The 14,548-nt window shown below is 69.0% G+C and carries 15 protein-coding genes; 4 read left to right on the top strand and 11 right to left on the bottom strand.

The window, feature by feature from the left end; all coding sequences use genetic code 11:
• Nucleotides 1-3 precede the first annotated feature (3 nt).
• A complete protein-coding gene (locus LH076_RS03330) occupies nt 4-147 on the bottom strand; it encodes a GPGG-motif small membrane protein (RefSeq protein ID WP_227782583.1) in 144 nt (47 codons plus the stop codon).
• Nucleotides 148-385: 238 nt separating this feature from the next.
• Between LH076_RS03330 and LH076_RS03335 the strand changes: the two genes are divergently transcribed.
• Nucleotides 386-1,306, top strand: coding sequence for a hypothetical protein (locus tag LH076_RS03335; protein ID WP_227782584.1), 921 nt, complete (start codon nt 386-388; stop codon nt 1,304-1,306).
• 6 nt (nt 1,307-1,312) lie between these two features.
• Here the strand turns inward: LH076_RS03335 and LH076_RS03340 are convergent, their stop codons facing one another.
• Nucleotides 1,313-2,290, bottom strand: a complete 978-nt coding sequence (locus LH076_RS03340) for an AurF N-oxygenase family protein (RefSeq protein ID WP_227782585.1) — start codon at nt 2,288-2,290, stop codon at nt 1,313-1,315.
• A 22-nt stretch (nt 2,291-2,312) separates the two neighbouring features.
• A complete protein-coding gene (locus LH076_RS03345) occupies nt 2,313-3,470 on the bottom strand; it encodes an acyl-CoA dehydrogenase family protein (RefSeq protein ID WP_227782586.1) in 1,158 nt (385 codons plus the stop codon).
• A gap of 69 nt (nt 3,471-3,539) precedes the next feature.
• Between LH076_RS03345 and LH076_RS03350 the strand changes: the two genes are divergently transcribed.
• Nucleotides 3,540-4,220, top strand: coding sequence for a TetR/AcrR family transcriptional regulator (locus LH076_RS03350; protein WP_227782587.1), 681 nt, complete (start codon nt 3,540-3,542; stop codon nt 4,218-4,220).
• On the opposite strand, the gene LH076_RS03355 is transcribed toward LH076_RS03350, so the two are convergent.
• From LH076_RS03355 to LH076_RS03380, 6 genes are all read right to left on the bottom strand, one after another.
• Entirely contained in the window at nt 4,217-5,335 is a 1,119-nt protein-coding gene (locus tag LH076_RS03355) for an ROK family protein (protein ID WP_227782588.1), read from the bottom strand. The two genes, LH076_RS03350 and LH076_RS03355, sit on opposite strands and share 4 nt — an antisense overlap.
• 134 nt (nt 5,336-5,469) lie before the next feature.
• On the bottom strand, nt 5,470-6,744 hold the full coding sequence (locus LH076_RS03360; protein ID WP_227782589.1) for a sugar ABC transporter permease: 1,275 nt from the start codon (nt 6,742-6,744) through the stop codon (nt 5,470-5,472).
• A 22-nt stretch (nt 6,745-6,766) separates the two neighbouring features.
• The gene (locus LH076_RS03365; protein WP_227782590.1) at nt 6,767-7,543 is read right to left on the bottom strand and encodes an ATP-binding cassette domain-containing protein; all 777 of its coding nucleotides are present in this window, start codon (nt 7,541-7,543) and stop codon (nt 6,767-6,769) included.
• A gap of 131 nt (nt 7,544-7,674) precedes the next feature.
• Nucleotides 7,675-8,754 (bottom strand): sugar ABC transporter substrate-binding protein, encoded by a 1,080-nt coding sequence (locus tag LH076_RS03370; RefSeq protein WP_227782591.1) that lies wholly within the window; start codon nt 8,752-8,754, stop codon nt 7,675-7,677.
• Between the two features lie 176 nt (nt 8,755-8,930).
• Complete coding sequence (locus tag LH076_RS03375) at nt 8,931-10,094, bottom strand: ROK family protein (RefSeq protein WP_227782592.1); 1,164 nt, start codon at nt 10,092-10,094, stop codon at nt 8,931-8,933.
• A 98-nt stretch (nt 10,095-10,192) separates the two neighbouring features.
• Entirely contained in the window at nt 10,193-11,227 is a 1,035-nt protein-coding gene (locus tag LH076_RS03380; RefSeq protein ID WP_227782593.1) for an LLM class F420-dependent oxidoreductase, read from the bottom strand.
• A gap of 18 nt (nt 11,228-11,245) precedes the next feature.
• Between LH076_RS03380 and LH076_RS03385 the strand changes: the two genes are divergently transcribed.
• Both LH076_RS03385 and LH076_RS03390 read left to right on the top strand, forming a co-directional pair.
• The gene (locus tag LH076_RS03385) at nt 11,246-11,953 is read left to right on the top strand and encodes an acyltransferase (RefSeq protein WP_227782594.1); all 708 of its coding nucleotides are present in this window, start codon (nt 11,246-11,248) and stop codon (nt 11,951-11,953) included.
• 87 nt (nt 11,954-12,040) lie between these two features.
• Entirely contained in the window at nt 12,041-12,880 is an 840-nt protein-coding gene (locus tag LH076_RS03390; protein ID WP_227782595.1) for a glycerophosphodiester phosphodiesterase family protein, read from the top strand.
• 103 nt (nt 12,881-12,983) lie between these two features.
• Here the strand turns inward: LH076_RS03390 and LH076_RS03395 are convergent, their stop codons facing one another.
• The gene (locus LH076_RS03395) at nt 12,984-13,295 is read right to left on the bottom strand and encodes a hypothetical protein (RefSeq protein WP_227782596.1); all 312 of its coding nucleotides are present in this window, start codon (nt 13,293-13,295) and stop codon (nt 12,984-12,986) included.
• Between the two features lie 5 nt (nt 13,296-13,300).
• Nucleotides 13,301-14,548, bottom strand: a complete 1,248-nt coding sequence (locus LH076_RS03400; protein WP_227782597.1) for a PspC domain-containing protein — start codon at nt 14,546-14,548, stop codon at nt 13,301-13,303.

Below are 14,548 nucleotides of genomic sequence, written 5' to 3' on the forward strand. Positions count from 1 at the left end.
CGGTCAGGTGAAGATGCTCACGCCACCCGGACCGACGAGCAGTCCGACAACGATCAACACGATGCCCCAGAGCAACTGGCCGCGCACCAACGCGACGATCCCAGAGACAACCAGAACCACAGCAATAATCCACAGCAGAAGCGCCATGTTTACCTCCCGAATAGACGTGACCTTGAGATACCCGGGCTAATCCGGCTCATTCCTCGCGCGATCGGAAAATCTTCCGAACGGGGCCTCTGTGCTGACCATGTCGTCAGGGGCATGATCCGTTACCTTTGGCCCCGGCGTTTCGGGCGCCGTGTATGTCCACTGCCACTTCCGGGGAGCCGTCATCACCGCTGGAGATCCGCTGGAGGCGTCAGCCGCGGCATCGACCGTGACGCCGTTGGACGGGTTGATCCTGAGCCTGCGCGAGCGCCGCGCGGAGGCCGGGACGCCGTCGTACGCCGACATCGCCGCCCGCGTGATGGCGGACCGCCAGGCACGCGGGATCCCGGAGTACGAGGCGCGGATCGCCCGCACGACGGTCTACGACCTCTTCCGCGTCGGTCGGAAACGGATCGACGCCGACCTCGTCGCCGAGGTCGTGCGGAGCCTGGGAGCTGACGAGGCGGAGGTCGCCGCATGGCGGGCCCGGTGCGCGGAGGCGGCACGCCCCGCGAACGACCAGGCTGTCCCTGTCGTCGACGAGCGACTCGAGCTCCCGCCCCTCAGCGCCGGTCGCCAGACCCTGCAGCGCCTGCGGGCACCGCTGGCGGTCGCTCTCATGATCGGGTGCCTCGCCCTGAACCTCGCCGGCGACGCCTTCAACAAGGTGGTCCCCTTCGACCTCTACCTCGACATGATCGGCACCGCGATCGCGGCGATCGTCCTCGGCCCGTGGCACGGCGCGCTCGTCGGCGTCCTCACCAACGTGGGGGAGGCGCACTCCTCGCACAACTGGAACGCACTGTGGTTCGGACTCTGCAACGGCGGCGGTGCCCTGATCTGGGGTTACGGCGTACGGCGCGGCCTGGGCCGCTCGATCCCACGGTTCGTCGGACTCAACGCCTTGGTCGCCCTCTTCGTCACGTGCCTGGCCACCGTCATCATCGTCAGCTTCTACGACGGCCACACCGGTCATGGCAGCGACGGGCTGGTCGACACCATGCTGCAGCGCGGCCAGTCGATGGTGGTGAGCGTCTTCTCCACCAACCTGCTCAACTCGCTGTGCGACAAGATGCTGGCGGGCTTCATCGCGCTCTTCGTGGTCGACGCGATCATGGTGCGTCAGAGCGGTGAGAGCACGCCGCTCAAGCTCGGCTGAGGGACGTCAGTCGGCGGCGGCGCTGACCTCGCTGCGATAGCGGGCCGGCTGGCCGTCGATCCCGAGTGCCTTCCACAGCAGACGCGCCGGGCCCTTCCGGATGCCGAGGTTGTCCGCGAGCATCCGCACGTCGGAGAAGAGGTCGCGCAGCAGCTTCTCCGAGTCGTCGGAGCTCCACCAGATCTCCTTGGCGACCTCGCTGGGGATGCCCATGTCCGCTCGCGCCTTGGCGCTCGGGATCATGATGACGTCGCACAGTGCCCGCATCGTGACCGGGAACATCACGGTGAGGAGCTGGCGCTTGATCAGGCCCAGGTCGGGCCAGTGGTGCTCGAGGTACTGATGGGCGAAGCCGATGTGGCGGGCCTCCTCGGCGATGTGGATCTGCATGATCCGGTCGATCAGCGGGTGCGAACCGCCGGCGCGCATGATCGACTTCTGCAGGTGGTCGATCGGCTCCTCGCCGGCGAGGATGCCGACGAAGAAGAGCTCGGGGAACCATGATCCGGCCGACGTGATGAGCGGGGCCAGCTTGGTGAACCACGCCGGGGCGCCCGCGATGTCCGTGCCGAACCGGTTGACGGCCTCCTGGAACATCTGGACGTGGTGGGTCTCCTCGGTGACCTCGTGCATGGCGTAGCGGAACTCGGGGTTGCGGTCCTCCATGCCGATGAGGTGGTGCATGACGCCGGCGATGAGGACCTGCTCGAACTGGCGACCGACCTTGGCGATCTGGGCGAAGCGGTACATCCCGATCTCGATCTGGCGCTCACGCGGCAGCGTCTTGTACCAGGGGTGGCGTCCGATCTCGTCGGCGTCGTTGAGGATGAACCGGGGGTCGTCGTACTCGATCGACATCTCCGGCTCGTCCCAGGCGATGTCGCGGAACGCCTCGAAGTGCATGTCGACCGAGGCCTGCGACAGGGTGCGCAGCGTCTCGTAGTACTCCTGCCGGCCCTGCGGGCGGGTGTGCAACGTGGTCATGATCGCTTCTCCCCGTTGAGTGTCAGCTCGGCGCCGGAAGCGAGCGAGCGATGATCTCCTTCATGATCTCGGAGGTACCTCCGTAGATCTGGGAAACGCGAAGATCCGCCCATGCCCGCGCGACCGGGTACTCGTTCATGTAGCCGTAGCCGCCGTGGAGCTGGAGGCACTTGTCGACGACCTGCTGGGCGTGCTCGGAAGCCCAGAGCTTGGCCATCGCGGCGGTCGGGATGTCGAGCTTGCCCTCGAGGTGGAGTTCGATGCACTCGTCGAGGAAGGAGCGGGTCACGCGGATGTCGGTGAAGACCTCGGCCATGACGAACTTCGTGTTCTGGAAGCCGAAGATCGGGCGGCCGAAGGCCTGCCGGTCCGTGACGTAGGTGTGGGTCAGGTCGACGACGGCCTCGGCCGCGGCGAGGCAGGAGACCGCGACGATGAGTCTCTCCTGGGGGAGCTGCAGCATCAGCTGCACGAAGCCCTGGCCCTCCTCGGCCCCGAGCAGGTTGGACTGCGGGACGCGGACGTCCTCGAAGGAGAGCTCGGAGGTGTCCTGCCCCTTCATGCCGATCTTGTCGAGCACGCGTCCCCTGGAGAAGCCGGGGGTGTCGGTCGGGACGATGACCAACGAGATGCCAGCGGCCTTCTCCTCGGGGTTCGTCTTCACGACGACGAGTACGACGTCGGCCTGGGCACCGTTCGTGATGAAGGTCTTCGATCCGTTGATGACGTAGTCGTCACCGTCCTTGAGCGCCTTGGTGCGCACGCTCTGAAGGTCCGAGCCGGTGCCCGGCTCGGTCATCGCGATCGCGCCGACCACCTCACCGGAGGCCATCTTCGGAAGCCACTCCCGCTTCTGCTCCTCGGTGCCGTAGGCGAGGAGGTAGTGGGCGACGATGCCGCTGTGCAGGCTGGCTCCCCAGGAGGAGTCGCCGGCGTAGGCCTGCTCCTCGATGAGGATGGTCTCGTGCGCCCAGGTGCCCCCGCCGCCGCCGTACTCCTCGGGGATCGAGGCGCACAGGAGGCCCATCTCGCCGGCCCTGTTCCAGAGCTCACGGTCGACGTGCTTCTGCTCGATGTACTTCTCGATGTTCGGCTTGACCTCCTTCTCCATGAAGGTGCGCGCGAGGTCGCGGAAGTCGTCGAGGTCGCTGTCCATCCAGGGCGAGCGGCGAGGAGGCATGGGTGCCCCTTTCGGGTCGGAGGGTCGAGAGTGGACGATACAGGCTGTATCGGAGTGTACGGTGCCCGCGTGGTGGATGTGTCCCGATGGCTGGATCGCGTGGCGAGCCTCTCGCCGGTCAGGCGTACGGGGGACGACGGGCGCCGACGGGAGCAGGTCATTGCCGCGGCCCTGGTCGCGATCGAGGAGGACGGCCCCGACGTCGGTATGGCCTCGATCGCCGAGCGCGCCGGCGTCCAACGGCCGAACATGTACCGCCTCTTCAGGGGCAAGGAGGAGCTCGACGTCGCGGTGGCGATCGTGGCCTCGGGCGACCTGGTTGGCCAGGTCCGTGCGGCGTTCGCCGAGCCCGGTACGCCGCCCGAGATCGTGCACCGCCTCGTCGACGTCTCCGTCGCCTGGGCCGCGGAGCATCCCAACCTCTACCGCTTCCTCGCCTCGCGTCCGCAGACCCGCGCGCTGCATCGCACCCGGCTGGGGCGCGAGCGCTTCCTCAGTGACCTGGCGCAGCAGGTCAACGCCCACCTGGCCGTGAACGCGGAGCCGCCCGACGGGGCCATGGCCTCGCTGGTGGGTCTCGTCGACGCCGGCATCATCTGGTGGCTCGACCATGCCGACGAGAGCACCGAGGCGCTCGTCGACCGGCTCAGCAGGTACGTCGTCGCCATCCTGACCGACGTCCTCGCGCAGGCCGGCGTCGCGGTGGACGACGACCAGCTGCTCGCGCCCATCGAGGACGGCGAACACTAGCCGAGGGGTAGTGCGTCCGAGAGCGCTGAGTTGACGTCGACGATCGAGGAGGCCAGGCCTTCGACGGGATCGGTGAGGAGCGGTTCGAAGGCCATCTCCGCTGCGCCGAGAAGCACGGAATCGGAGCCCAGGCCCGGAAGCGCCAACCGGACCGACGTGCGGGGCGCCGCCAGGGAGGCGGCACTCAGGCCGCGATCGACCTCGTCCCTCACGAGCTGGTAGAGGGCCGTGTAGTAGCCACCGAGGATCACCCGCTGGGGGTTGAAGGCGTTGACGATCCCGGCGAGGCCGCGGCCGAGGTCGCCGCCGATGGCGCAGAGCTCCTCCGTCGGGCGCTCCAGGGCGTCGAGGGCGCCCACGATGCCGGTCATGTCGGTGGTCGCGAGGCCGAGCGCCTTGGCGAGCGCCGGGCCGCCGACGACGGTCTCCCAGCACCCGACGTTGCCGCAGTGACAGGGGGCGCCGGCCGGGTCGAACCGGAGGTGCCCGACCTCGCCCGCGTACCCCGCGACGCCGCGGAGGGGGTGGCCACCGGCGATGATGCCCGCGCCGACACCGACGTTGCCGGTGACATAGATGAGGTCGTCGACGTCCACTCCGGCACCGCGCTGGTGCTCGGCCAGGGCGCCGAGGTCGGCGTCGTTGGCGACCGTGATCGGGATGTCGAGGCCGAGGGCGGCCAGGACGACGGAGGTGAAGGCCACGTCGTGCCAGTTGAGGTTCGGTGCAAGGCGGACGAGACCGTCGCCACTGCGCACCAGACCCGGTACGCCGACGCCGATGCCGACGAGAGGAGCGCCCCGCGGTGCCTCGCGGAGGACCGTGCGGATCTGCGCCGCCACCGCTGCGCCGACCTTCCATGCCTCGGGATCGGCGGGCAGCTCGGCCTCGGTGCGCTCGAGGACGCGGCCGCCGAGGCCGACCCGTGCGACGGCCACATGGGCGACGCCGAGATCGACGGCGACGACGTAGGGGCCCTCGACGGCGAGGCGGACCTCGGCCGAGGGCCTGCCTGCGCCCTGTCGACTCACGGCGGCGGGGCCCGTGTGCTCGACGATGCCCGCGGCCCCGAGCTCGGCCGCGAGGCCGGCGATGGTGGAGCGGTTGAGCCCCATGCGGCTGGTCAGGTCAGCGCGTGAGATCTGACCGGCCGCATGGACATGCCGGAGCAGTGTCCCGAGATTGTGGCGGCGGACGGCTTCCTGGTTGGTTCCCCGTCCTGTCCGCCGTGGTGCCGCCATGGTGCGCCTTAGACGCCCGAGGCCGAGCGGCGGCGACGTGAGATCGCGTCGACGCTCGCGGCCAGGAGCAGGACGCCACCGGTCACCAGGTAGTTGATGTAGCTCGCCTGGTTGAGCAGGCCGAGGCCGTTGGCGATCGTGGCGATCACGACACCACCGATGACGGCGTCGATCGCCCGACCGCGCCCGCCGAAGAGGCTGGTGCCGCCGATGACGGCCGCCCCGACGGCGTAGAGGAGCGTGTTGCCGCCACCGGAGCTGGTGGAGACCTTCCCGGCGTACGACGCGGCGAGCATCCCGCTGACGGCCGCCATCGACGAGCTGATCATGAAGGCCATGATCTTGATCCGACGCACGTTGATGCCCGCGCGGCGAGCCGCCTCGGCGTTGCCTCCGACGGCGTACAGGTGGCGGCCGAACGGGGTGCGCATCAGCACGAAGGTCCAGAAGCCGAGCAGGGCGACCACCACGGGCAACACCCACGGGATGCCATGGATCGGGAAGACCGGGTTCAGGCTGCGGTTCGTGTTGAGCAGGGCCGTGACGCCGAGGACGACCGCGGCGAAAGCGACGATTCGGACGATCAGGACAGAGAACGGCGCGTGCGCGAGCTGCTTGGCGACCTGCGTGCGGTGCCGGAGCACCGAGAGGACGGCGAAGCCGACGACGATCACGACGGCAGCGATCCAACCTGCGGTGACCGGGACGTTCTTGATCGTGAGCCCACGGATGACGTCGTCGTCGATACGGATTGAACCGCCGGCGCCGATCATCTTGAGGATCACGCCCTGGAGGGCGAGGAAGAAGGCCAGCGTCACGACGAAGGAGGGGATGCCCAGCTCGGAGACGAGCAGGCCGATCAGGAGGCCGATGACCGCGCCGACCGCGAGGCCGACGAGGACACCGATCCACCAGGACTGGCCGTGGTTGACCATCATCAGGCCGGTCGCTGCTGCTGCAGTGCCGCCGGTCACACCGGCCGAGAGGTCGATCTCGCCGAGAAGCAGGACGAAGACGAGGCCCATCGCCAGCACGCAGATCGAGCCCGACTGGGTGATGAGGTTGGCCAGGTTGAGCGTCGACAGGAACGTGTCGTTGGCCAGGGCGAAGACGATGAAGAGGATGACGAGGCCGAAGATGGCGGGCAGCGAGCCCATGTCCCCGCCACGTACGCGGCCGAGGTAGTCGCGGACGGCGTCGCGGAGACTGCCGGCCTGGTGCGAGTCGATCGCGAAGTCGCTGGGGGCCCCGCTCTTGGGGGCGCTGGAGGGTGCAGTGGTCATGGGGAGGAGTCCTTGTCCGAGGTCAGATGGTCGCGGTCTCGGCGATGCCAAGGTGTCCGGAGCGGCCGGCCGTGATCAGCTCGACGACCTGGGAGTGAGTGACGTCCTTGGTGGCGACGTCAGCCGCGACCTGGCCGAGGTACAGCGGCACGATCCGGTCGGCCACCTCGAAGACGTCGGTCATGTTGTGCGAGATCAGCACGACGCCGAGGCCACGGTCGGCCAGTCGGCGGACGAGGTCGAGGACCTGGCGGGTCTGGGCCACACCGAGGGCGGCGGTGGGCTCGTCGAGGAGCACGATCTTGGAGTTCCAGAGGACCGCCTTCGCGATGGCGACGGTCTGGCGCTGACCGCCGGAGAGGCTGGCCACGCTCTGGCGGACCGACTTCACGGTGCGGACCGAGAGGGACGCGAGGGTCTCGCGGGCGCGGGACTCCATGTCGACCTCGTCGAGGGCGAGGCCGAGGGGCCCGGTGCGCTCCTCCCGGCCGAGGAACATGTTCTGGACGATGTCGAGGTTGTCGCAGAGCGCGAGGTCCTGGTAGACGACCTCGACGCCGAGGCCCGCGACGTCACGAGGGCTGTGCACGTTGACCTGCTTGCCGTCGAAGAGGTAGTCGCCGGTGTCACGACCGTAGATGCCGGCGATGACCTTGACCAGCGTCGACTTTCCGGCGCCGTTGTCGCCGACCAGGGCGGTCACCTGGCCGGGATAGACGGCGAAGTCCACATCGTGCAGGACGTGGACGTTGCCGAAGCTCTTGTTGACGCCGCGGAGCTCGAGTAGCGGCTGCGTCATGGTGATCCCTCTTTCGCTGGAGGTCAGGAATTTGTTGTTCGAGACAACGCTGAAGGCCGGATGAGACCCGCGCGCCAGGGGGTCCGGGCCGTGTGGGGTGCCCACACGGCCCGGACCTGATGAGCTCGTGCTCAGCTGATGCCGGCTGCCTTGCAGGCGTCGGCGAAGGCGCCGGTGCACACGTCGGAGGCCTTCTGGCCGCCGTCGGTGATGACGTCCTTGACGGTGTCCTTCGTGACGGCCTGCGGGCTCAGCAGGATGGACGGGACGTCGCGGTTGCCGGTGGCGTCCTTGGTCGTGCCCGTGGTCTCGGCCTTGTCGCCCTTGACCAGCGCGATGGCCGCGTCGGCGAGGGCGCCGGCCTCGAGCTTGGCGGACTTGTAGATGGTCATGCACTGCTTGCCCACGAGAACGTTCTGCAGGCCCTCGACCGTGGCGTCCTGGCCGGTGACCGGGACCTTGCCCGCGACACCGTTCTTCTCGAGGATCGAGATCGCGGCGCCGCCGAGACCGTCGTTGGCGGCGAGGACGCCGTCAACCTTGCCGTGCGCAGCGGTGTAGAGCTGCTCGAAGATCGTGACGGCCTGGTCGTTGTCCCAGTCCGGGACTGCCTGCTCGCCGACGACCTTGTAGTTGCTCATCTTGTCCAGGACGCTGTGGGCGCCTGCGGAGAAGAGCGTCGCGTTGTTGTCGGTGGGCGAGCCGTTGAGGTAGACGATGTTCGCCGGCTTGTCGCCGAGGCAGGTGGCCAGACCCTGGCCCTGGAGCTCGCCGACCTTGGTGTTGTCGAACGAGACGTAGTAGTCGGCCGAGCCGCCGAGGGTGAGGCGGTCGTAGTCGATGGTCTTGACGCCCTGCGAGGCCGCCTTCTCCTCGATCGCGGCACCGGAGTCGGAATCGAGGTTGACGATCGCGAGCACGGTGACGCCGGAGGCGATCATGCTGTCGGCGATCTTCGTCATGTTGTCCGCGTCGCCCTCGGCGTTCTGGATGTCGTAGTCGACGCCGGCGGTCTTGAAGGCCGACTCGAGGGCCGGCCGGTCGGCCGTCTCCCAGCGGACCGAGGACTTCGTGTCGGGGAGGATGACGCCGATCTTGCCCTTGGAGTCCTTGCTGTCCGACGCGTTGCTGTCGTCGCTACTCCCACACGCGGTGAGCGCCAGCGAGGCACCCAGGATTCCGGCGAGGACCAAACTGTGCTTTCGCTTCAAGCGAACCGCCTCCTTGCGGTGCCGTGGCCCATGCGAACTGTCATTCGGGGGGACAGCTGCGGGGCCGTGTTTGTTGTTCGGCACAACATATAAAGTGAACTGGGTCACGTCCAGTGAATGGCGCCGGGAATCTCAGCGTTGTTACAGAAATGTGTCATCGCCCTCGGGCCGCCGACTCAGACGGGCGGGTCGAGGCTGAGCTCGGTGCGCTCCGCGGCCAGCAGTACGGCGCCGACGAGGCTGGCCCGATCGGCCAGTGCTCCGATCACGACCGGGGTCTGCGCAACCACGTCGAGGGCATGTCGGCGTACGCCCATCGCGACGGACTCGAGGAGCAGGTCGCCGGCGCGGGCGATGTCGCCGCCGATCACGAGCACCTCCGGGTTGATCAGGTTCACGACGCCGGCCAGGCCCCAACCGAGGTGGAGGCCAGCGTCCTCGATGGCGCCGCGCGGCACCACCTCACCCGCGCGTGCCGCGGCGATGAGCTCGTCGAAGGTGGTAGCGCTGACGCGCCCCTCCGTCCGGGCCATGATCGAGTTGATCGAGGTGTAGGCCTCCAGGCAGCCACGGCCGCCGCAGCGGCACAGCGGCCCCGTCTCGTTGAGCGTGATGTGCCCGAGCTCGCCGGCCGTCCCGATGGCACCGTGGAAGAGCTGGTCGTCGTGCACGATCCCGGCACCGACGCCGGAGGAGATCTTGATGAAGAACGAGCTGCGGCGCCCTTGGGCCGCGCCCCGCCGGTGCTCGGCGAGGGCGCCCAGGTTCGCGTCGTTCTCGAGCTCCACAGGGATCCCGAAGATCTCCGCGGCGCGATCACGGGCCTCGGTTCCGTGCCAGCCGGGCAGGATGTGCGGACCGCGCACCACGCCGCCCGCGATCGGGGCGGGCAGGCCCATGGCCACCCGCATGACCGGGGCGTGATCGGGCGCGAGCTCCGCGATGAGCGAGGCGGCGAGCGCCAGGGAGCCGTCGTACGCGTGGGCAGGACGGAGGAGGTGGCGCTCCTCGGCGACGATCTCACCGGTCAGGGTGCCGATCGCGACGCCGAGGTGGGAGTGGCCGAAGTCGACGCCGGCGACCAGGCCCGATTCGTGCGAGAGGCGGACTGACGAGCCTCGCCTGCCACTGCCGGCGTCCGCCTGCACGAGCCGCAGGGCGGTCAGGTCGCGCACGATGTTGGAGATCGTCGCCGGCGCGAGGCCAGTCAGCCGGGCCAGCTCGGCCTGGGTGTAGTCGGCCTTGCCTGCGCGCAGGACGTCGAGCACGCGCCGCTGGTTCGCATTGCGCAGCGACGCGTGCGATCCCGGGGCGTGCGAACGCCGGCGCGAGTGCGACACAAGGGACACTGTGTGGTGCGCCACGTTTGTCGTCAAGCTATGACGACAAACGTGGCCGCGTTGCCGGGACGCCCGCCGTCAGCGATCACTCCCTGAAGTTAAGCGGAGGTCCATTCCTTCAGCTGGCCGATCAGTCCGACCGGGTCGTCGCTGCCGGGGACGACCTGCAGGCTCGTCACCCCTGCGGCGCGGAAGGCCTCGATCCGCTCCTTCACGTAGGACGCCGGCCCGACGAGGCTGATCTCCTCGAGGAATTCGACCGGGACGAGCGCCTCGGCCTCCTTCTTCTTGCCTGCCAGGTAGAGCTCCTGGATCGCATGAGCCTCCTTCTCATAGCCGTAGTGGGTGAAGAGCTGGTTGTAGAAGTTGCGGCCCTTCGCCCCCATCCCACCGATGTAGAGGGCGGCGTACGGGCGGACGAAGTCGAGCATCCCCTTGACGTCCTCACCGATCGCGACGAGCCCACCGGCGCTGATCTCGAGTGTGCCCAGGTCGGGGGAGCGCTTGGCCGCGCCCTTCGCCAGCGTCTCGCCCCAGACGGACCGAGCCTTCTCGGGGGAGAAGAAGATCGGCAACCAGCCGTCGGCGATCTCGGCGGTGAGCGCCACGTTGGCGTCGCCGAGGGCGGCGATCCAGATCGGCAGGTCCGCCCGCTCGGGCCTGGTGAGGAGCTTGAGCGGCTTGCCCAGCCCGACACCCTGGTCGGCCGGGAGCGGAAGGGTGAAGTGCTTGCCCTCGTAGACGAGCGGCTCGCGCCGTAGGCCCATCCGGAGGATCTCGACGACCTCGCGGGTGCGGCCGAGTGGACGGTCGTAGGGCATGCCGTGGAAGCCCTCGATGACCTGCGGACCGCTGGCGCCGAGGCCGAGGACGGCGCGTCCGCCGCTGACGTTGTCCAGGCCGGCTGCCGTCTGGAGGAGTGCGCCCGGCGTACGGGAGAAGACGTTCAGGATCCCGGCGGCGATCTCCAGGCGCTCGGTCCTGGCGGCGATGTAGCCCATCAGGGAGACCGCGTCGAAGCCGTAGGCCTCGGCGACCCAGACCTGGTCGAGGCCGGCGGCCTCGAGCTCGGTGAGCTGGTCCGCGGCTTCACGAGGATTGCCGGCGTATTGCAGGGCCATCGAGATCTTCACGACGCTAAGTTAGCTCCCATGCTCGATCCGGCCCATCGCTCGCGCCTGATCGACGCCGAGGTGCCGGCCGAGCTGATCGACACGCTGGACCTCATCGAGATCCCCTCCTCCGACCTGCCGTCGTGGTGGGAGGGGAGCGGCTCGTCCATCTATCTGCGTCCCGGCGTCCTCCTTCCCGAGGGCCTCATCGAGACCTTGACGCCGTACCCGTTCCAGAACGTCGTGATCGTGATCGCGAGCGACATCCCGAACGTCGTCTCCCTCCTCGTCGGCGGAGACGACGCGCTGATCTTCCTCGGCTCGGACTGCCGGCTCACGGCGACCGACATCTACTGCGGTCCCGGGTCGTCGATCGTGCTGATCGGCGACGTCATCGCGACGCGCTGCGCGATCCTCGACGCCCGCAACGGCGGCTCGATCTTCTGCGACGCCGACCAGCTCTGGGCGGCCGACGTCTACATCGCCACCGACGACATGCACCGCCTCGAGGACGTGGCGACGGGCGCGCGACTCAATCCCTACGGCGGCCGCATCCGTCTCGGCCGACACGTGTGGCTCTGCCGTGACGTCATCGTCTCCGGTGACGTCGAGATCGGCTCCGGTTCGGTCGTGGGCGCGCGGGCGATGGTGCGCAACCAGAAGGTCGGTGACCAGGTGGCTGTGGCCGGCGTCCCGGCGAGGGTGATCCGTGAGGGCGTCACGTGGAGCGAGGACGACCGTCCCTAGGGGGTGTGTGGCAACGCACGCTGTCCTGTCGGACGCCGTTCATGTCGAAGGAGTGAAGTCGACACCTCCTCCGCCGATCGTGGAGGCATGACCTCGCGCGGCCTGGGCCTCGTCATCGGACATCGCGGTGCTCCCTCCCACCTGCCGGAGAACACCCTTCCCTCCTTCCGTCGGGCGTGCCGGCTCGGGGCGGACTCCCTGGAGACCGACCTGCAGATGAGCCGTGACGGCGTGCTCGTGCTGATCCACGACACCGAGCTCTCACGTACGACCGACATCGCCCTGCACGGGGAGTTCGCCTCGCGCCGCAGCTCGCGTGTGATCGACCGCGAGCTTGTCGAGGGCTGGTTCGTGGACGACTTCACGCTCGCTGAGCTGCGGACGCTCAACACGGCCGACACCCGGATCCCGACCTTCGACGAGCTCCTCCTGCTCCTCGCCGAGGAGTCCCAGCGTGCCGGCCGTCGGATCGGGCTCCACGCCGAGGTCAAGCACCCCTCCTACTTCGCCGCCGCCGGCCTGCCGATGGCCCGGCCCGTGCTCGAGACCCTGCGCGACCACGGCTTGGACCGCCGCGGCAAGCGGGTCTGGATCCAGTCGTTCGACGAGCAGTTCCTCCGGGCGCTCTCGCCGATGACGGAACTGCCGCTCGTCCAGCTGCTCGAGACCGACCAGCCGTTCACGTGCGCGTCGGTGGCGTCGTACGCCGACGCGATCGGTCCCGACCGTCAGCTGGTGCTCAGCAGCGACCGGTTCGAGACCGGCCTGGTGGCTGAGGCGCACCGCGCGGGCCTCGTCGTCTTCGTCTGGACGCTGCGCGGTGACGCCCGCCAGGCGCGCCGCTTCCTCGACGCCGGTGTCGACGGGGTCTTCAGTGACGACGCCGCCGTGGCGCTCGCGGCCCGCGACCTCCTCACCCCCGCCTGACGCGCCGCCGCACCAAAAGGTCACCGTGACCTCTTGCGCTGTGGGTGACGGTTCCGAACGGTCACTCACAGCGCGAAGGGTCACGGTGACCTTTTGGTGCCGGTCAGCGGCGGACGCCGTGGCGGCGGGCTGACGAGAACGCGGCGGCGGCGAGGCCGACGGCTCCGGCGACCAGCCACGGGATCGGCAGCAGCCAGCGGATGTCGCTTCCCTGGACGACGTCGGCCTGGACGAGCGCCCAGGCGCCGACGATGCAGAGGAACCCCAGGCCCATCACGAGCTGGCCGATGTTGACCGGATGCCAGCCGGAGCGGGGCTCAGCTGTGGCCGCAACCGTCGGGTCCTGCTTCGTCAGGTCCGGGTGTGCCGGCGTGATGGCGACCGTTTCCTCATCGGGGTTGGGTGTCTCGGTCATGGTCCTCACTCCTCGTCGATCTCGATGGCGCCGAACCGGAGGTCGGCGTCGATGTGCACGGTCGCGCCCTGACCGTTGCCGTCCTGGCCGGTGATGGTCTGGCTGAATCCGGCGCCCTCCTCACCGAGCGCCTGGACGTACCCCGGCCCGCTGATGTGGGCACTCGCCTGCGTGTTGAGGCCGGCGGGCAGCTTCACCCGGATCCGTCCGGCACGGCCGTCGATGTGGATGCTGCGTCCGGCCAGCGAGCTGGCGTCGTCGACCTGGGTCAGGTCGAGCAGGAAGTCGCCGTTGCGGAACGTGTAGTCGTCCTCGACCGCGGAGCCCGTCGACGGGACGTTGTTGAGGTCGCGGAAGCGGCCTCCGTCCACGTCCCACTGGTCGGCAGCGGTGGTGAGGCCGAGGATGACGGCGGTGATGAGGCCGAGCAGGATCAGCCCGCCGGCACGACCCCAGAAGGCACCGAGCACGAGGAACAGGCCGATGATGCCGAGTGCGAGCGCCGGGTAGGCCGGTCCCGCGATGGAGGCGCCGGCACCGTCGATGACGCCGAGCACACCCTCGGCGAGGACGATCAGCGCCAGCGCGAAACCGAAGAAGAGCGGGCCACGCTTGGTCTCCCAGCGCTGCTGGGCGCGTTCGGCCCGTTGCTGGGCGCGCTCGAGCGCGGCGTCGGTCTTGATCTTCGCCTTCTCCAGCGCGACGGCCGCGGCGGTGTCGGACCTGTTGCGGGCCTGGGCCAGGGCGGCCTCGGTCTTCGCTCGGGCCTTCTCGAGCACCTCGACGACGACCGCCTCGTTCTCCTCGGGGGCGCCGCCGCGTCCGTACTGCCATGACTTCGTGGCGAGGGCGACGATGACGAGCACCGGGATGATCCACCAGGGGAAGTGGAAGCCGCCGGCGACGTCGCTGATCAACGCGCTCGCGGCGAGCGCCAGGGCGATCCACAGGGCGATGGCACGGTTGCGCGCGTCGAGCGTGATGACCGCCCTGCCGTCACGCTCGTCGGGCATGAAGAGCCAGCCGGCGGCGTACACGAGGACGCCTGCGCCGCCGAAGAAGACGGTGACGATGAGGACGATCCGCACGATGATCGGATCGATGTCGAGGTGGCGGGCGATGCCGCCTGCGACGCCGGCCAGGTAGCGGTTCTCCGGTCTGGCGGAGGAGGTGCGGACGAGCCGGCTCAGGTCACGCGCCTCGTCGCGTGTGACCCGTGGTCCCTCAGGTGTTTCCGTGTCGGTGGTGCTCAT

Origin of the sequence: Nocardioides sp. Kera G14 (assembly GCF_020715565.1) — a bacterium.
In the GTDB taxonomy this organism is placed as follows: Bacteria; Actinomycetota; Actinomycetes; order Propionibacteriales; family Nocardioidaceae; genus Nocardioides.